The sequence below is a fragment of the Actinomadura sp. NPDC048955 genome (genome assembly GCF_040649435.1).
GTDB classification, from domain to species: Bacteria; Actinomycetota; Actinomycetes; order Streptosporangiales; family Streptosporangiaceae; genus Spirillospora; species Spirillospora luteofluorescens.
The window spans coordinates 288195-306728 of record NZ_JBEZJI010000001.1 but is presented as its reverse complement, the minus strand read 5'-3'; the positions used below and the strand labels follow the sequence as shown (position 1 = coordinate 306728).

Here is an 18534-nt window from a genome sequence, read left to right as displayed (position 1 = left end):
ACAGGCGGTCGTGTCGCTGCGTCCGGCCGTACGCCGCGCGATACTGGCGCCATGACAACCCCCGGCCACCCCCAGGAGCGTCCCACCGACTTCTTCATCAGCTACTCGCCGGCCGACGAGCGGTGGGCGTCCTGGATCGCCTGGCAGCTGGAGGCCGCCGGGCACCGCACGATGATGCAGGCGTGGGACTTCGTGCCCGGGACCAACTTCATCGACTACATGGACCGGGGCCTGTCGGAGGCCAAGGCCGTCGTGGCGGTGCTGTCGCGCAACTACCTGCGCTCGCGGTACGGGCGGCTGGAGTGGATGGCGGCGCTGCGGGCCGACCCGGACGACCCGGCGCGCAAGCTGGTCACGGTCCGCATCGAGGACTGCCCCATCGACGGCCTGCTCTCCACGATCACCTACGTGGACCTGGTGGGGGTGGACGACCCGGACGAGGCGCGGCGGCTGCTGATGCGGCGCATCCAGGAGGCCCTCGCCGGCCACGCGCGCCCCCTCGAAGGTCCTGGCTTCCCCGGAGCGGGGCGCGACCGCCCCGGGCCGCTTCCCGGTGGCCGGGAACCGCTGATGGGGCGTCTGGAGGAGGCTGACGGGCCCGGAGGCGGTCGGCCCGGGCCGACCGGGGAGCGGCCCGCCCGGCGCGCGCCCGTCGCCGCGCCCGCGTTCCCGGCCTCGGACGCCGGGCGGGAGCCGCGCGATCACCTGACCGTCCTGCACGTCTCCGGCCCCCGGTTCGGCCGGACGCTGGCCGAGCCCGGCGAGCCGACGACCGCGACCGAGCTGCAGGACCGGATCTGGAGCGATGTGACCCGGCTGGCCGACTCCGGCGTGCCGCGGCCCGACCTCCTCGTCGTCACCGGCGACATCACCCACTCGGGCAGCCGCAAGGAGTTCGCCGAGGCGCTGTCTTTCCTGACGAGCCTGCGCGCGCTGCTGGGCCTGGAGGCGCAGCGCGTCGTGCTGGTGCCGGGCACCCACGACGTCACCCGCGCGGCCTGCCAGGCGTACTTCTCCAGCTGCGAGGCCGACGACATCGAGCCCCAGCCGCCGTACTGGCCCAAGTGGCGGCACTACGCGGGGCTGTTCAAGGAGTTCTACCAGGGCATCGACGCGCTCATCTTCGACAGCGCCCAGCCGTGGACACTGTTTCCCGTCCCCGATCTGAAGGTCGTGGTGGCCGGGCTCAACTCGACGCTGCCGCAGACCCACCGCGAGGAGGACCGCTACGGGCGCGTCGGCCAGGCGCAGGCCGCCTGGTTCAACCAGCGGCTGCGGCACTTCGAGGACGAGGGATGGCTGCGGCTCGGCGCCATCGGGCACACGCCCATCGCGGGCGAGCCCGGCGCGCTGCGCGACCCCGAGACGGTGGAGGCGCTCCTCGCCGCCCACATCAACCTGTTCTTCCAGGGGACGGAGTCGGAGTACGGCGCCGTCCCCGTGCTGGCAAGTGGCGACGTCCCGTCCGTCCCGGCGCTGGGGCCCGGCAGGCACCAGCTCGTCGTCGTGCGCGCGGACGGGCTGGAGCGCTGGATCCCCGAGGACGCCGCGCGGCGCGGCCCGGAACGCCTCGAACGGTCCTGGACGGCCGTGGGCGGAACGTTCCCGCCGCCCCTGGCGCAGTCCCCTCCGGCCCCTCCCGCCCCGGAACTCGGCCCCGGCGGGGACGGCACCGCCGACCCCGTCCCCGACCCCACGGGGCGCCTGCTCGACCGTCTGACGGAGGCGTGCGAGACGCGGTTCGAGCGCGCCACCATCCGGCGCGTCGTCCCGCCCGCGCGCGAGGACGGCCGCTCCGACCCGCCGCACCTGCTCCTCACCCACCTGGAGGACGGCTTCGTCCGCCAGTACCGCATCGGCGCCCACGTGGGGCAGGTGACCGAGGCGGACGTGGACGCGTTCGTGCGGCACGTCCACGCCGACGGCACCGACCACGGTTCGGAACTGGTGTACCTGGGCCCGGCCCCGGCACGGTCCCTGCGCGAAGACGCGCTGCGCCGGGGCATCCGGGTGCGCAGCCTCACCGAGTTCCAGGGCCTGGTCGACCTGTCGGAGTACGTGGTCGCCCAGACGGGGCGGCTGTCCGCCGGCGGGCTCTACCCGCCGTCCCTGTACGTCCCGCAGCGCTACCGGGAGCTCGACCGGTTCCTCCCGGAGGGCGGCCCGGACGACGAGCGCCGGGCGGGCGCGGACGTCCACGACGACGTGGTCGGCGAGATGCTGCGGCTGCTGGCCGCCGACCACGGGCGGTTCCTGCTGCTGCTCGGCGACTTCGGGCGCGGCAAGACCTTCGCCCTGCGGGAACTGGCCCGCCGCATCCCGCAGGAGCTGCCGCACGTCGTCCCGATCCTCATCGAGCTGCGGGCGCTCGACAAGGCGCACTCGGTGGACGGCCTCGTCGCCGCGCACCTCGCCAACCACGGCGAGGAGCTCATCGACCTCAAGGCGTTCCACTACATGCTCCGCCAGGGCCGCATCGTCCTGCTCTTCGACGGCTTCGACGAGCTGGTGACGCGGATGACCTACGACCGGGCCGCCGACCACCTCGACACCCTGCTCCAGGCCGCCCAGGACAAGGCGAAGATCGTCGTGGCGAGCCGGACGCAACACTTCAAGTCGCAGGCCCAGGTGCTGACCGCCCTCGGCGAAAAGGTCGGCGTGCTGCCGCACCGCCGCGTCCTCTCCCTGGAGGAGTTCACTCCCCCGCAGGTCCGCTCCTACCTGGTGAACCGGTACGGCGACGAGGGCGCGGCCGAGGACCGGCTGAGCCTGCTGGCGGGCATCGAGGAGCTGCTGGCGCTGACGTCCAACCCGCGGATGCTGTCGTTCATCGCCGACCTCCCCGAGGACCGGCTGCGCGCGGTCGCGCAGGCGCGCCGCGCCGTCAGCCCCGCCGACCTCTACCAGGAGATCCTTTCGTCCTGGCTCGCGTACGAGGCCGAGCGCGTCGGCGGCGCGGGCGGCCCGTCCGGCCTGGGCACCGACGACATGTGGCAGGCCGTGGGCACCCTCGCGCTACGCCTGTGGGAGGGCAACGAGCAGTTCCTGCGCCTCGCCGAGCTCGCCGACGTCTCCGACGCCCTCACCGGGCTCGCCGGGGGGCGGATGTCACCGCACCAGGTGACCCACGCCGTCGGCGCCGGGAGCCTGCTCGTGCGCACGCCCGAGGGCCTGTTCGGCTTCATCCACACGTCCGTCATGGAGTGGCTCGTCGCCCGGCACATCGCCGACGAGTTCGCCAAGGGCGAGGCACCGGCCGCCCTCGGCCGCCGCGCCCTGACCCAGCTCACCGTCGACTTCCTGTGCGACCTCGCCGACACGCGCGCCTGCCAGGAGTGGACGGCCGGAGTGCTCGCCGACCCCGAGGCCGACGACATCGCCCGCGCCAACGCGATCCGCATCACGACGCGCTTGCGCACCCCCGCGCACACCGATCTGCGCGGCGCCCGCCTACAGGGCGAGGACCTCTCCTACCGCGACCTCCAGGAGGTCGACCTCACCGGCGCCGACCTCACCGACGCCCAGCTCGTCGGCGCGAACCTCTCGCGCGCCGTCCTGCGGGACGCCTCGCTCGCCGGGGCCCGCCTGGACGAGGCCACCCTGACCGGCGCCGACCTGCGCGGCGCCGACCTGTCCCGGGCCCGCCTCGCCCGCGCCGACCTGCGGGACGTCGCCGTGGAGGGCAGCCGCTGGACCCGCGCCGCCCTCGTCGACGCCGCCCTCCCCGACCACCTCGCGGCCGCCCCCGAACTGCGCGAGGCCGCCATCGCGCCGGGCCGCCCGATCGACATCCAGGTCGCGCCGGCCGCGGTGGGCGTCCCCTACGGCTTCCACTTCCAGACCAGCCGCCTCCCCCAGCCGCTCGCCTACAGCCCCGGAGGCTCCGTCCTGGCCGTCGGCAGCGAGGACGGCGGCGTCCTCATCTGCGACGCCGTGACGGGCACACCGCTGCGCAACCTCCAGGGCCACACCGACCGCGCCTACGCGGTCGCCTTCGACCGCGCCGGCGGCCTCCTGGCGAGCGGATCCGCCGACGGCTCCGTCCGGCTGTGGGACCTCGCCACCGGCCACACCACGCACACCTTCGCCGTCCACCCCGACGGCGTGTGGCCCCTGGTCGTCGGGGGACGCTCCCCGGCGGGCGACGACCTCGTCGCCGCCGGCGCCGCCGACGGGACCATCCGCGTGTGGGACACCGTGTCCGGCCTGCTCCTGCACGAGCTGCCCGGGCACACCGCCCCCGTCTACACCGCCGTGTTCGACCCCGCCGGCTCGCTCATGGTCACTGGCGACGCGGGCGGCACCCTGCGCGTCTGGGACCTCGCCACGGGCGCGCTGCGCCGCGAGCTGGCCGGCCACCACGGCGCGGTGTTCCGCGCCGTGTTCCACCCGGACGGCTCCCTGCTCGCCGCCGGGGACGAGGCGGGCGTCGTCCGTCTCTGGGACATCCGCACCGGCGAGATCCGCCAGGAGCTCCTCGGCCACACCGGCCGCGTCTACGCCATCGCGTTCCACCCCGACGGCGACCTGCTGGTCACCGGCGACACCGACGGGACCGTCCGCATCTGGGAGGACGGCCGGCAGCGCGGCGTCCTCACCGGCCACGGCGGCGGCATCTACCAGGCCGGCTTCAGCCCGGACGGGGGCCGCCTCGCCACCGCCGACAGCGCCGGGTCCGTCCGCCTGTGGGACCCGCGCACCGGCCGGCAGCGCCTCGAACTGGCCGGGCACCGCGGCGCCGTGTGGCCGTTCGCGTTCCGCCCGGACGGCGCCCAGCTCGCCACCAGCAGCAACGACGGCACGGCCCGGCTGTGGGACGCCGAGACCGGGCAGTGCCGCGTCGTGCTGCGCGGCCACGGCCGCCGCGTCACCGGCGTGGCGTTCAGCCCGGACGGCGGCCTGCTCGCCTCCAGCGGCAACGACGGCCTCGTCCGGCTCTGGGACCCGCGCTCCGGACGGATGATCCGCGAGCTGCGCGGCGTCGCCGACAACCTCACCTCCGCCGCGTTCAACACCCGCGACTCCCAGCTCGCCACCGCCACCAACGACGGCGGCGTCCACCTGTGGCAGGCCGGGACGGGCACGTTCGAACGCGAACTGAACGTCGAGACCGACCACGTCTGGGCGCAGGCGTTCGCCCCGTCCGGGGACGTCCTCGCCACCGCCAACGACGACGACTCCGTCCGGCTCTGGTACTGGACGACCGGCCGCGAGACCGTCAACCTCGCCGACCACAGGGGCCGCGTCCGCTCCATCGACTTCCAGCCCGGCGGCGCCCTGGTCGCCACCGGCTGCGACGACGGCGTCGTCCGTCTCTGGAGCCCCCGCACGGGCGAACTCACCGCAGCCCTGCGCGGCCACGGCGACCGCGTCTACCAGGTGTCCTTCTCGCCGTCAGGGGAGAAGCTCGCCAGCGCCAGCAACGACGGGACCGTCCGCCTCTGGGACCCGTCCACCGGCGACCTCCTGCACACCCTCACCGAGCACGGCGGGCGCCTGTGGACGACCGCGTTCCACCCGTCCGGAGCGATGCTCGCCAGTGCGGGCGACGACATGGTCGTGCGCCTCTGGAACCCGTCCAACGGGCGGCTCCTGCACACCCTCACCGGCCACACCCGCCGCGTCTGGTCCGCGGCGTTCAGCCCGGACGGCTCCCTGCTCGCCACCGCGGGCGACGACGGCGCCATCATCCTGTGGGACGTCGCCAACCGCGCCGCCCCCGCGCGCCGCGCCACCCTCCTCGGCCTCGCCGAGGGCTGGGCCGCCCTGGCCCCCGACGGCCGCTACAAGTGGGAGGGCAACGCCACCGCCGAGTTCTGGTACGCCGTGGGCATGTGCCGCTTCGAGCCAGGCGAACTGGACGCCTACCTCCCCGAAGTCCACCGCCTCCCCCTCGACGCCCCCTTCTAGGGAGCGGTGCGCTGGGCGAGGGTGGTCCAGAGGGTGTCGATCTGGGTCTTCAGGTCGGTGAGGGTGCCGGAGTTGTCGATGACGTGGGTGGCGACGGCGCGGCGGTCGGCGCGGGACGCCTGGTTGGCCATGCGCGCGCGGGCGTCCTCCTCGGTCATGCCGCGGCGGGCGACGAGGCGGTCCAGCTGAACCTCCTCGGGCGCGTCCACGACGACGACCTCGTCGTACATGCCGGCCAGGCCGTTCTCCGCCAGGAGGGGGACGTCGTAGACGACGACCGCGTCCGCGGGGGCGGCGTCCATCAGCTCCTGCATCCGCTCCCCCACCAGCGGGTGGACGATCGCGTTCAGGGCCGCGAGCCGGTCCGGGTCGGTGAACACGATGCGGCCGACCTTCTCCCGGTCGAGGGCGCCGGACGGCAGCAGGACGTCCTCGCCGAACTCCGCCACCACGGCGGCCAGGCCCGGGGTGCCCGGCTCGACCACCTCGCGGGCGATCCTGTCGGCGTCGATGACGACCGCGCCGTGCTCGCGCAGCCGCTTCGACACCTCGCTCTTGCCGGAGCCGATCCCGCCGGTGAGTCCCACTTTCAGCACGGGACACACCCTAGCGGCGCGGCCGCTGACAGCTTCGGGCGGCTAGGGGGTCCCGGCGGGGACGACGGCCTTGCGCATGTGCACGAGGGTGAGGTGCGCGGCGACGCGCTCCCGGTGCGTCTCGGAGTAGCCGAGCCGCCGGTACAGGCGCAGGTTCGCCTCGCTCAGGTGGCCGGTGAACAGCACGCACGCGTCGACGCGCCCGGCGATCTCGCTCTCCAGCTCCGTCATCAGGCGCCGCCCGATGCCCCGCCCCTGCTGGTCGGGGACGACGACGAGGCGCCCGACCAGGCACGTCCGGTCGCTGAACTGGGCGCGGACGGCACCGACGAGGCGGCCGTCCATGACCGCCTTCAACGCCACAGCGTCGCCGGACAGCACCTTGCGCAGCTGCTCGATCGACTCCACCAGCGGAGGGATGAACGGGTCGCCGTACAGCTGGGCCTCCGACACGTAGGCGGCCCGCTGGACGGTCATCATCTCCCCCGCGTCCCCGGGGGCCGCCCGCTCGATCGCGACCGTCTCGGCGCTCATGCGCACGACCCTAGCGGGCGCCCCCGGCGGCCGCTCACCGCCCGATCCGGACGGTGACCGCGACGGGGTAGTGGTCGGAGGCGTCGGACTCGGGCACGTCGTAGTCGGTGACGAGCACCCCGTCCGACCCGAACACCCAGTCGGTGCTGGTGCCGTCGGACCTGGTCGGGTACTGCTCGCCGCCGATCGCGGTGTTGCGCAGGTCGGTGCCGTCGGTCATCGCGGTCAGCTCCGGGCTGCCCGGGCCCGCGTTGAAGTCGCCGCCGATGATCGTGCGGGGGGCGCCGCCCCAGGCCCGCAGCAGCGCCGCGATCTCCCGGGCCCGCTCGCGGCCCCGGTCGTCGCCGCCCTCCAGGTGCGTCGACCACACGTCCACCGTGGTCCGGCCGACGGCGAGCCGCGCCCACACGTAGCCGCGGATCTGCGACCAGTCGCCCTTCGGCATCCGGCCCGTCCCGGAGCTGCGCACCGGCAGCGACGTCAGGATCGCGTTGCCGAACTGGCCGTCGGCGGCGGGCCCCCAGATCAGCTTCATGCCGAGCCGCCGCGACAGCCACACGGCGACGTCGGTGGTCCCGGACAGCAGCGACCCGCGCCCGGCCTCCTGCAGCAGGACGACCTGCGCGCGCTGCCCCTCGATGACGCGGGCGACGCCCTCGGGGTCGAGGCGCCCGGACTGGTTGACCGCGTCGTGGATGTTGTAGCTGAGCACCCGCACCTGGCCCCCGGCGGGCGCCGCCGGGGCCTCGCCGTCCGGCGCGGCCACGGTGAACACGAGGGTGCCGGCCAGCAGCACCAGCGCGGCGGCGCCGGCGGTGAGGGCCCGCAGCGGTGCGCGGGCGGGCAGCGGGCCGCCGCGCGCCGCGGCGATCGCCGCGAGCGCGCCGAGCGCGATGCCGGCGAGCCCGGGCAGCAGGTTGTTGGGGACCGGCAGCGGCGAGACCGCGCTGACCTGGTACGGGATGAGGATCGCGGCGACGAGCAGGCCGCCGAGCGCGGCGCCGGCGTCCACCCGCCAGACCGGCCCGCCGGTCCCGGCGCGGCGCAGCGGCGCGCGGCACGCCACGGCCAGCAGCCACGCCGACACCACCTGCCCGACGATCACGACGGGGACGACCTCGATGCCGGAGACCGCGTACGTCCCGGCGACGGCGCCCGCACCGACGCCGAGGAGCGTCCCGCCGAGCACGCACACGCCACCCGGCACGGCCCGCACCGCGAGCCCGGACGCGAGGAACGCCAGCGCCAGGCCCTGCCCGATGACGATCGCGACGTGCGCGCCGGTCAGCGACTGCCAACCGGACGAGGCCACGAACGCGGGGCTGGCGAGGACGAGGATCTGCAGCGCGAGGAACGGCCCGAACGCCGCGGCGCCGAGCGCGTCCCGCCAGGACACGCCGGGCGCGCTGACGGGCCCGGAGGCCAGCTCGCGGTAGAGCGCGGCGGCGCCGACGCCGACGAACGCCAGGCAGGCCAGCCAGGGGCCGATGCCGTCGCGCCACACCGGGTCCCAGGTGGCGAAGCACATCCGCACGGCGCCGTCGATGGACAGGCCCGCGACGGTGGCGGTGGCGAAGCCGACCCCCGACAGGCCGCGGGCGCCCTCGTACAGCGCCGCGACGGCGATCATGCCGATGGCGGTGCCGGCGAACGCGAGCCAGGTGCGCGGGTCGAGCGCCTGCGCGAGGAGCCGGACGGCGAACAGCCCGCCGACGCCGGCGAGCAGCAGCCCGCGCGGGCCGGCGAAGCGGCGGATCAGGGGGGAGGCGAACCCGGCGAGGTAGACCACGAGCACCGCGCCGGCGGCGGCCGCGGTCCCGGCCTCGTCGGCGAAGTGGTCGAGTTGCGGCAGCGAGAACCGCAGTGTCTGCGCCAGCACCGCGACGGTGACGGCGATCAGCGCGAGTCTGGCGGGGCCCTGCGGGACGATCGGGGGGCCGGCCGCGGCCGGGCCGCCGGTCCTTGTGCCTACGTCTGTGCTGGCCAATTGAACGACTGCTCCCGGGGGACGAGCGGACCTTCGGGACGTGCGGATGCTGCGGAGCGCCGCGGACCGGCGCGTGCCTTCACGGTCATGGTGGCGCAACCGCAGCACGGCCGGAGGCCGATCTCGAAAGATCGTTCTCCGGCCGTGTTCAGGATCTCACCGGCCGCCGCGCGGGCCGCCGGAGCGGCCGCGCGCGGACGGCGCGTCGGCTGGGCGTCACTGCCCGCCGGAGAGCTTCTCCCGCAGTGCGGCGAGCGCCTCGTCGGTGGCCAGGGCGCCACCGCCGGACTCGCTCTCGCCGCCGCCGGAGTAGGAGGTCTCGCCGCTGCTCGCGGGCTCGGCGCCGGCCTCCGCCTCGGCCTTGCGGGCCTCCTCGATCTGCTTGCGGTGGGCGTCGAAGCGGCCGCGGGCCTCGGCGTACTGCCGCTCCCACGTCTCGCGCTGCTCGTCGAAGCCCTCCAGCCACTCGCCGGTGTCGGCGTCGAAGCCCTCGGGGTACTTGTAGTTGCCCTGGTCGTCGTACTCGGCCGGCATGCCGTACAGGGTCGGGTCGAAGTCCTCTTCCTCGATCCCCGCGGCGCCCTCGTTGGCCTGCTTGAGCGACAGGCTGATCCGGCGCCGGTCGAGGTCGATGTCGATGATCTTCACGAAGATCTCGTCGCCGACCTGGACGACCTGCTCGGGGATCTCCACGTGCCGCTCGGCCAGCTCGGAGATGTGCACCAGGCCCTCGATGCCCTCCTCGACGCGGACGAACGCGCCGAACGGCACCAGCTTGGTGACCCGGCCCGGGACGACCTGCCCGATCTGGTGGGTGCGGGCGAACTGCTGCCACGGGTCTTCCTGGGTCGCCTTCAGCGACAGGGAGACGCGCTCGCGCTCCATGTCGACGTCCAGGACCTCGACCGTGACCTCCTGGCCGACCTCGACGACCTCGGAGGGGTGGTCGATGTGCTTCCAGGACAGCTCGGAGACGTGCACCAGACCGTCGACGCCGCCGAGGTCGACGAACGCGCCGAAGTTGACGATCGAGGACACGACGCCCTTGCGGACCTGGCCCTTCTGCAGGGTGTTGAGGAAGGTCTGGCGGACCTCGCTCTGCGTCTGCTCCAGCCAGGCGCGGCGGGACAGGACCACGTTGTTGCGGTTCTTGTCCAGCTCGATGATCTTGGCCTCGAGCTCGCGCCCGACGTAGGGCTGAAGGTCGCGGACCCGGCGCATCTCGACCAGCGACGCCGGCAGGAAGCCGCGCAGCCCGATGTCGAGGATGAGACCGCCCTTGACGACCTCGATGACCGTGCCGGTGACGATGCCGTCCTCGTCCTTGATCTTCTCGATCGTGCCCCAGGCGCGCTCGTACTGGGCGCGCTTCTTGGACAGGATCAGACGCCCCTCCTTGTCCTCCTTCTGGAGGACGAGGGCCTCGACGTGGTCTCCGGTGGAGACGACCTCGTTCGGGTCGACGTCGTGCTTGATGGACAGCTCGCGCGAGGGAATGACGCCCTCGGTCTTGTAGCCGATGTCGAGGAGGACCTCGTCACGATCGACCTTGACGACAGTGCCTTCGACAATGTCGCCGTCGTTGAAGTACTTGATGGTCTCATCGATCGCGGCGAGGAAGGCTTCCTCGGACCCGATGTCATTGACCGCTACCTGCGGGGTGGTCGAGGTGGCCTCGGTGCTGCTCGTCATGTGTCGGCTGGCTCCGGTACGGACATGGAAGTCGTGATGGGCATTGCGCGGAGGGCCGTTATCCGCCCTGCCGAAGACCGGAAGGGAACGCGGGCAACCGCGTAAATGAACCGAACCGATGTCGCCGACCTGACCGAGCGCGAGCCTGCTCCGTCCGAAGCGCGCGCAGGCCCACAGCGCAGCGATCAGGATATGGGACCGAACTCCCGGGGTCAATCCGCCACCGGCGCCCGCCCTCAGTACGTCCGCGCGAAACCCCTGTACTGCTTGGCGAGCCGGTCCTCGGCCGCCTTGGGAAACGTCACCGTGTTCGGGTCCCCGTCCGATGTGTACCGCTCGCCGGGGTTCTTGTCGAGGTACTCGAGCCAGGCCGTGGAGCAGTACTTGGTGCAGTCGTTCTCCTTGATCTTGCCTTCGGAGCGCACCCGGTCGATGTTCCACCGGTCGAAGTCGGCGTCGAACGGCGAGATCGACGGCCGCCACCCGGCCAGGAAGATCCCCTGGAAGGCGTACCGGCCGTCCTGCTTCTCGGCCCAGGCCTTCTTCTTCGGGACGGCCCCGAACGGGTACGCGAACGTGGTCGCGTGCGCCCCGGTGAGCCGGACGATCCGGTCCTCCATGTCGCCGATCTCCTTGTGCACGCCCTTCTCGGACATGCCCGACAGGCTCGGGTGGGACACGGTGTGGTTGCCGAGCTCGAACCCGTGCTGCCGGAGCCACCTCAGCCCTGCGGCGGCCTGCGTGTCGTCCATCCCGAACAACTCCTTGTTCAGGTAGAACGTCGCGACCGGCCGGAACCCCGGGTTCTCCCGCGCGACCTGCTCGATGACCGCCACGGCCGTGTCGGGCGCCGGGTTGCCCTGCGGGTCCAGCCCGAAGTGCCCGGGCGTGCTGTCGTCGAACGTCAGCACCACGGGATGCCGCCCCGCCGGCACGTCGATCCGCCCGCTGACGAACTCGGCCGCGGTGATCGGGTAGTAGCCGTCCTTGGCGAGCCCGGTCAGCTCGTCGTACAGCTCCTTGCTCGACCGGTCCAGCGACAGTTCGGGCTTCTTCATGATCCGGTGGTACATCAGCACCGGGATCTGCCCCAGCTCGTTCGCCTTGGCCGCGACCGCCGCGGCCGCCGCCGCGGGAATGGGCGTGGACACCGTCACGGAAGGCGTAGCGCTCCCCGATGCCCCCGGCGCCCCGGGCCCCGGCGTGATCCCCGCCTTGGCCGCCTGCGCGGTGGGCGTCACCTGGGACGCGGCTCCAGCGCGCTGCGCCACGTTCTCCTTGCCGCGCTCTTTCCGCCCCCCGGGAAGTGTCAGCCCCAGGATCACGGCGCAGACGACCACAACTCCAGCGATCTTGTGAAGGAGAGGCACATTACCCCCGCCGGTAGACCCGAACAGGACCAGGAGGACAGCGTACGACCCCCCGGACATCTAAGGACACCAACCGACGTACCCATATGACCCTTGCCCACCACCCCCGCCTCACCTCACATCAACCAAAGTCCGAAAACCCCCGGTAAAACGCGCTCACCCCCGAAAACAACACCCCCATCACCGAGCCCCGTCCCATACAAGAAAGCGACGAATAACCACTAAAAGAACAAAAAGCCCAAATTGCCATCCACCCCTCCCGTCATGACGACCAACGCCGAGCCGAAGAACCGGCACCTCCGCGCAGCGGCGCCGGTCTCGCGGATGGCGCGCCGAGGCCCCGCCGGCCTGCCCACAGGCGCGGGCCGCTCGTCCGTCCCACCTGTCCGGGCGCCGCGGCGGAGGGCGGGGCGCCCGGTCGCATCGCGTTAGGTTAGGCTTCCCTTATTTGGCGGCCGATGTCGGAGGAAAGCAGTGCTGACCGGGCTCGACAGGCGCGGATGAGCGCGGTCACGGAGAACCCGCCCGCGTCCCGTCCCGAGGCGGGGACCGCGGCGGCGCGGAGAAGGCGCCTGGCGGGGCTGGGCCTGCTCGTCGCGGTGCTCGCGGCGGCGGGCGCGGCGTCGCTGGCCGTCGGAGCGCGGGCCCTGAGCCCCGGCGAGGTCTGGGACGGGCTGTTCGCGGCGCCGGACTCCGATCAGCGGCTCAGCGAGATCAGGCTCATCGTGCGGACGGTGCGGGCGCCCCGGACTGTGCTCGCGGTCGTGGCGGGCGCCGCCCTCGGTGTCGCCGGGGCGCTGATCCAGGGGTGCACGCGCAACCCGATCGCCGACACGGGCCTGCTGGGGGTGAACTCCGGGGCCTCGTTCGCCGTGGTGTCGGCGGTGTCGGGTCTCGGGTTCACCAGCCCGTTCCAGTACGTCTGGTTCGCGTTCCTGGGGGCGGGACTCGCCGGAGGCGTGGTGTTCGGGCTGGCGAGCATCGGCCGAGGAGCAGGCAGCCCGCTGACGCTCGCACTCGCCGGGCAGGGGGTCACGGTGTTCCTGGCGGCGATGACGACGGCGGTCGCGCTGTCGGACCGGCAGTCGCTGAACGCGCTGCGCTTCTGGAACGCGGGGTCGGTGGCCGGGGTGAAGTTCCCCGTCATATGGCCGGTGGCGGGGTTCGTCGCCGTCGGGCTCGTCCTGGCGCTCACCACGCTGCCCGCCCTGAATCTCCTCAGCCTGGGCGACGACGTCGCGCGGGCGGCGGGGGTGAACACCACGTTGAGCCGGACGGTCGGAATCGTCGCCGTGACCCTTCTGGCAGGCGCGGCGACCGCCGCGTGCGGCCCCATCGCGTTCCTGGGGCTCATGGTGGCCCATGTGGCGCGGTACCTGACCGGCCCGGACTACCGCTGGCTCGTTCCATACGCGGGACTGCTCGGCGCAGCCGTCCTGATGGCCTGCGACATCGCGGGACGCCTGGTCGCGAGGCCGGGCGAGCTGGACGCGGGCATCGTCGTCGCACTGCTCGGCGCCCCGTTCCTCGCGGCCCTGGTGTGGCGCGGAAAGCTCAGGAACGCATGAGCGGGACCGATCTGAAGCGGCCCGTGGCGCCAGGCGTGCGGCTCGGCCCGGTGTCGTTCGTCTGGCGGCCCTGGCCGGCCCTGGTCACGGTGCTGCTGGCGGCGGCGGCCTTCTTGACGCTCTGCCTGTCCATCGGCGCCGGCGACTTCCCCATCGCCCTCCCCCGCGTCCTCGCCACGCTCCTCGGCCGCGGCGAACGGTTCGACACCTTTGTGATCATGGACCTGCGGCTGCCCCGCGCTCTGGCCGGGCTCGCCGCGGGCGTCGCGCTCGGGGTCTCGGGGGCGATCACCCAGTCCCTCGCGCGCAACCCGCTGGCCAGCCCGGACGTCCTCGGAATCACCCAGGGCGCCGGCGCGGTCGCGGTGGCGCTGCTGACGGTGTCGGGCGGAGCCACCGCGGCGGTCACCGGATCCGTCGGGCTCCCCGCGGCGGCGCTCACGGGAGGACTCGGGACCGGCCTTGTGGTGTACGCGCTGGCGTGGCGCCGCGGGATCGACGGTTTCCGGCTCGTCCTCATCGGCGTCTCGGTGAGCGCGGCGATGCAGGCGGTCACGACCTGGCTGCTGGTCACGGCCGACATCACCGACGTGGCCCGGGCTCAGGTGTGGCTGGTCGGCTCGCTGGACGGCCGGTCGCCGGGCCAGGCCTGGACCGCGCTCGGCTGCACGCTCGTCCTCCTGGCCGTCGTGGCGGGGGCCGCTTTCCAGTTCGGGCCGCTGCACTTCGGCGACGAGGTGGCCGCGGGACTGGGCGTCAGGTACCCGGTGGTGCGGGCGGTCATGCTGCTGTGCGCGGTGCTGCTGGCGGGGGTGGCGGTCAGCGTCGCGGGCCCGGTCCCGTTCGTGGCGCTGGTGGCGCCGCAGGTGGCGATGCGGCTGGCGAGGTGTCCGACGCCGCCGCTGGCGGCTTCGGGCCTGGTGGGGGCGTCGCTGCTGACCGGAGCCGACCTGGTGGCGCGCACCGCGCTGCCGGTGGCGCTGCCGGTCGGGGTGGTGACCGCCGCGGTCGGCGGCCCCTTCCTGGTCTATCTGCTGGTGAGGGCGAACGTGAGGAAGGCGGCGTGATGGCGTGGCGGAGAAGATCCGGAACGGACCTGCCGGCCGCCCCGGCCGGGAGCGGCGACGGCGGGGCGCGGCTCGCCGCCAGGGACGTCGCCGTCGGGTACGGCGGGCGGACGGTCCTCGACGGGCTCGACGTGCGGATCCCGTCCGGCGTGATCACCACGATCATCGGGCCCAACGGCTGCGGGAAGTCGACGCTGCTGCGCACCCTGGCGCGGCTCCTCAGGCCCGACAGCGGCTCGGTCGTGCTGGACGGCGCCGACATCGCCGGGCTCCGGACGAGGGACGTGGCCAGGAAGCTGGGTCTGCTCCCGCAGGCGCCGGTCGCGCCGGAGGGGCTGACGGTGGCCGACCTGGTCGCCAGGGGCCGCCATCCGCATCAGAGCTGGCTGCGGCAGTGGTCGTCCGATGACGCCGACGTCGTGGAACGCGCGCTGGCCATGACCGGGGTGTCGGATCTGGCGGGCCGTCCGGTCGACACCCTGTCGGGCGGGCAGCGCCAGCGCGTCTGGATCTCGATGATCCTGGCGCAGGGCACCGACCTGCTACTGCTGGACGAGCCGACCACGTACCTGGACCTGGCGTACGCGGTCGACGTCCTGGACCTGGTGGACGACCTGCACGAGGCGGGGCGCACCGTGGTCATGGTCCTCCACGATCTCAACCTGGCCGCGCGCTACAGCGACAACCTCGTCGTGATGCGGGCGGGGAGGATCCTGGCGCAGGGGCATCCGCGGGACGTGATCACCGCCGAGCTGCTGGACGAGGCGTTCGGGCTGCGCGCCGAGGTGATCGGCGACCCGGTGGGAGACCGGCCGCTCATCGTTCCGATCGGTCGCGCGCACACCCGGCCGGGACGCGGCGGCACCCCGGATCCGACAATGAGTTAGGTTAGCCTTTCCTAACTTAACCTCCATTGCGGATGGCCCGTACGCGCCGCATCGGACAGTGCACAGAGCGAGGATCCTGCATGACCCCCCACCGAATGACACCCACGATCTCCTGGCGCCGGTTGGCCGCGGCACTGTCCGCCGCGCTCCTCGGCGCCGGCCTCCTCGCGGGGTGCGGTTCCGGCCCGGCCGGCGAGCCGGGCGGCGAAGCCCCCGCGGCCGCGGGCGGCGTGTTCCCCGTCACCGTGGAGCACGCCTTCGGATCCACGGAGATCACCGAGGCCCCGCGGCGGGTCGTCTCCGTCGGCTACACCGACGACCAGACCATCCTGGAACTCGGCGTCAAGCCGGTCGGCATGGTCGACCAGTACCCGAACCCGCCCGGGCGGACTCCCGACATCAACACCCAGTGGCCCTGGGTGAAGGACAAGTGGGGCGGCGCCCGTCCCGAGGTCGTCATGAGCAACGGCGACTCCGGGCCGAACTTCGAGAAGATCGCCGCCCTGCGGCCGGACCTGATCATCGCGGTCTACTCCGAGATCGACAAGGCCGGCTACGACAAGCTCTCCAAGATCGCCCCGACGGTGGGCCGCACCAAGGCCGAGAAGGAGCCGTTCAGCGCGCCGTGGCAGGACAACGCGGTGCACATCGCCAAGGCCCTGGGCAAGGAGGCGGAAGGCAGGCAGAAGGTCGCCGCCATTCAGGCCAAGCTCGACGCCGCACGCAAGGCGCACCCGGAGTTCGGGAGCCAGACCGCCGTCGTGCTGTCCTGGTACAAGAACTCGGTCGCGCCCTTCACCACCACCGACGTGCGCGGGCGGCTGGTGTCCGGAATCGGCTTCAAGGGCGCCACGGAGATCGACAAGATCGCGGGCGGCAAGTTCTTCACCGTGCTGTCCCCCGAGCGCATCGACCTCGTCGACGTCGACCGCATCTTCGTCATCAACGACAAGGCGGACCAGGAGGCGCTGAAGAAGTTCGCGTTGTTCGCCAACCTCTCCGCCGTCAAGGGCGGCAAGGTGTCCTACCTGCTGGACAGTGAGGGGCCGGCGGTCGGCGCCGCCATCTCCCAGGGCACCCTGCCGTCCCTGCCGTACGCGATCGACGCGATCGCCGAGTCGGCCGCCTAGCCGCGTGAGCGCCACCGGCACGCGCCCCGCCCCGGCCGCCCTGCGCACGGCGACCGGGCGGGAGGCCGCACGATGGGTCACGGCGCGCTGCCGTCGGACGCCGTGGACGACCACCGCCGCCGCTCTCACCACGGTGGCCGGCGCGGCGCTCCAGGTACTGCCCGTACTCCTGCTCGGAAGGGTGGTCGACGAGGTCGCCCGCGGGGGCCCCGAATCGACCCTGCTCACGATCGGGGTGCTCATGGCGGTCGGCGCGCCGCTCGCCGCGGCGGCCTCCGCGGCGTCGACGCACCTCATCGGACGGCTGGGCGCGGACCTGCTCGCGCGGCTGCGCGAGGGAGCCGTCCGGGCGGTGCTCGCAATGCCGATCACGAGCGTGGAGCGGGCCGGCAGGGGAGACGTGCTCTCCCGGGTCGGCGACGACGTCGCCGTCCTGTCCAAGGGCATCCGCACGGCCGTGCCCACGGTCCTGTCGGCGGGAGTGCTGGTCGCCGTCGCCACAGCGGGAATGTTCGGCCTCGACTGGCGGCTCGGTCTGGCGGGCCTCGGCGCGCTGCCCGCGTACGCGCTGGCACTGCGCTGGTACCTGCCGAGGTCGGCCCCGCTCTACGCCGAGCAGCGGACGGCCCAGGCCGACCGGGCACAGGAGCTGATCAGCGGCCTGGACGGGATCGGGACGGTCCGGGCGTACCGGCTCGAAGACGCCTTCCAGCAGCGGGTCACCCGCGAGTCGTGGCGGGTGCGTGAGATCGGCATCGAGGTGTTCCGCCTCTTCGGCCGGTTCGTCGGCAGGGAGAACCGCGCCGAGTTCATCGGGCTGGTCCTGATCATTTCGGTGGGGTACGCCCTGCTGGAGGCCGGCTCCGCGAGCCTGGGAGAGGTGGCCGCGGCCCCGCTGCTTTTCCACCGCCTGTTCAACCCCCTGGGCGCCATCATGTTCACCTTCGACGAGGCCCAGAAATCGGGCGCGAGCCTGGCCCGGCTCGTCGGGGTGCTGGCGGAGGCCCCGGACGAGCGGCTGGTGGGCAGCGCCGCCGCGCCGGAGGGCGCCGCGGCCCACCCGGTGACGGTCGCGGGGCTGACGTTCACCTATCCCGGAACCACCGAACCGGTCCTGCGCGATGTCGACCTGACGATCCCGGCGGGCGGCTCGCTGGCGCTGGTGGGCGCGACCGGCGCGGGCAAGTCGACCCTGGCCGCCCTCATCGCGGGCATCGGGACCCCACAGGCCGGATCGGTGCGCATCGGACGCACCGACCTGGCCGGACTGGACGAGGCAGGAGCGCGCGCACTGGTGAGCATCCTGACGCAGGAGACGCACGTCTTCTCCGGCCCGCTCTCCGCAGACCTCCGGCTGGCCGCGCCGGAGGCGACCGATGCCGCCCTCGCGGACGCGCTCCGCACGGTCGGCGCGGACGGATGGGTCGACGCGCTGCCCGACGGGCTGGACACCCTCGTCGGCGAGGGCGGTCAACGCCTCGACGCCGCACAGGCCACTCAGATCGCCCTGGCCCGCCTGGTGCTGAACCGGTCCCCGGTCGTGGTCCTGGACGAGTCCACCGCGGAGGCGGGCAGTCAAGGCGCCACCGAACTGGAGCGGGCCGTCCTCGCCGCGTGCCGGAACCGCACGTCGCTGCTCGTGGCGCACCGCCTGACCCAGGCGAGGACGGCCGACCGGATCGCCGTCCTGGACGGCGGCCGCGTCGTCGAACAGGGCACGCACGACGAACTGGTGGCCCTGGACGGCGCGTACGCGCGGCTGTGGCAAGCATGGCGGACGGGGCGCTGAACCT

11 protein-coding genes are annotated in these 18534 nt (G+C 73.3%); 6 read left to right on the top strand and 5 right to left on the bottom strand.

Annotation, left to right across the window (positions count from 1 at the left end):
- Positions 1 to 51: 51 nt before the first annotated feature.
- Complete coding sequence (locus tag AB0C84_RS01435) at positions 52 to 5910, top strand: TIR domain-containing protein (protein WP_361060040.1); 5859 nt, start codon at positions 52 to 54, stop codon at positions 5908 to 5910.
- Here AB0C84_RS01435 and coaE read toward each other — a convergent pair.
- The 5 genes from coaE to AB0C84_RS01410 all read right to left on the bottom strand — a co-directional run bounded on the left by coaE (position 5907) and on the right by AB0C84_RS01410 (position 11990).
- A complete protein-coding gene (gene coaE, locus AB0C84_RS01430) occupies positions 5907 to 6506 on the bottom strand; it encodes a dephospho-CoA kinase (RefSeq protein ID WP_361060037.1) in 600 nt (199 codons plus the stop codon). The two genes, AB0C84_RS01435 and coaE, sit on opposite strands and share 4 nt — an antisense overlap.
- Positions 6507 to 6548: 42 nt before the next feature.
- Positions 6549 to 7040, bottom strand: a complete 492-nt coding sequence (locus AB0C84_RS01425) for a GNAT family N-acetyltransferase (RefSeq protein ID WP_361060034.1) — start codon at positions 7038 to 7040, stop codon at positions 6549 to 6551.
- Between the two features lie 34 nt (positions 7041 to 7074).
- Complete coding sequence (locus tag AB0C84_RS01420) at positions 7075 to 9027, bottom strand: endonuclease/exonuclease/phosphatase family protein (protein WP_361060031.1); 1953 nt, start codon at positions 9025 to 9027, stop codon at positions 7075 to 7077.
- Positions 9028 to 9243: 216 nt separating this feature from the next.
- Complete coding sequence (gene rpsA, locus AB0C84_RS01415) at positions 9244 to 10719, bottom strand: 30S ribosomal protein S1 (RefSeq protein WP_179842712.1); 1476 nt, start codon at positions 10717 to 10719, stop codon at positions 9244 to 9246.
- A gap of 236 nt (positions 10720 to 10955) precedes the next feature.
- A complete protein-coding gene (locus AB0C84_RS01410) occupies positions 10956 to 11990 on the bottom strand; it encodes a polysaccharide deacetylase family protein (RefSeq protein ID WP_361060027.1) in 1035 nt (344 codons plus the stop codon).
- A gap of 599 nt (positions 11991 to 12589) precedes the next feature.
- On the opposite strand from AB0C84_RS01410, the gene AB0C84_RS01405 reads away from it, so the two are divergent.
- The 5 genes from AB0C84_RS01405 to AB0C84_RS01385 all read left to right on the top strand — a co-directional run bounded on the left by AB0C84_RS01405 (position 12590) and on the right by AB0C84_RS01385 (position 18530).
- The gene (locus tag AB0C84_RS01405; protein ID WP_361060024.1) at positions 12590 to 13657 is read left to right on the top strand and encodes an iron ABC transporter permease; all 1068 of its coding nucleotides are present in this window, start codon (positions 12590 to 12592) and stop codon (positions 13655 to 13657) included.
- Positions 13654 to 14724 carry an iron chelate uptake ABC transporter family permease subunit gene (locus tag AB0C84_RS01400; RefSeq protein WP_361060021.1) on the top strand — a complete coding sequence of 357 codons (1071 nt, stop codon included), beginning with the start codon at positions 13654 to 13656 and terminating at the stop codon, positions 14722 to 14724. The genes AB0C84_RS01405 and AB0C84_RS01400 overlap by 4 nt, the downstream gene beginning before the upstream one ends.
- On the top strand, positions 14724 to 15611 hold the full coding sequence (locus tag AB0C84_RS01395) for an ABC transporter ATP-binding protein (RefSeq protein WP_361060018.1): 888 nt from the start codon (positions 14724 to 14726) through the stop codon (positions 15609 to 15611). Before AB0C84_RS01400 ends, AB0C84_RS01395 begins: the two co-directional genes overlap by 1 nt.
- 80 nt (positions 15612 to 15691) lie before the next feature.
- A complete protein-coding gene (locus tag AB0C84_RS01390; RefSeq protein WP_361060015.1) occupies positions 15692 to 16741 on the top strand; it encodes an iron-siderophore ABC transporter substrate-binding protein in 1050 nt (349 codons plus the stop codon).
- 4 nt (positions 16742 to 16745) lie between these two features.
- Positions 16746 to 18530, top strand: a complete 1785-nt coding sequence (locus AB0C84_RS01385; RefSeq protein WP_361060012.1) for an ABC transporter ATP-binding protein — start codon at positions 16746 to 16748, stop codon at positions 18528 to 18530.
- The last annotated feature ends 4 nt before the right edge of the window (positions 18531 to 18534 follow it).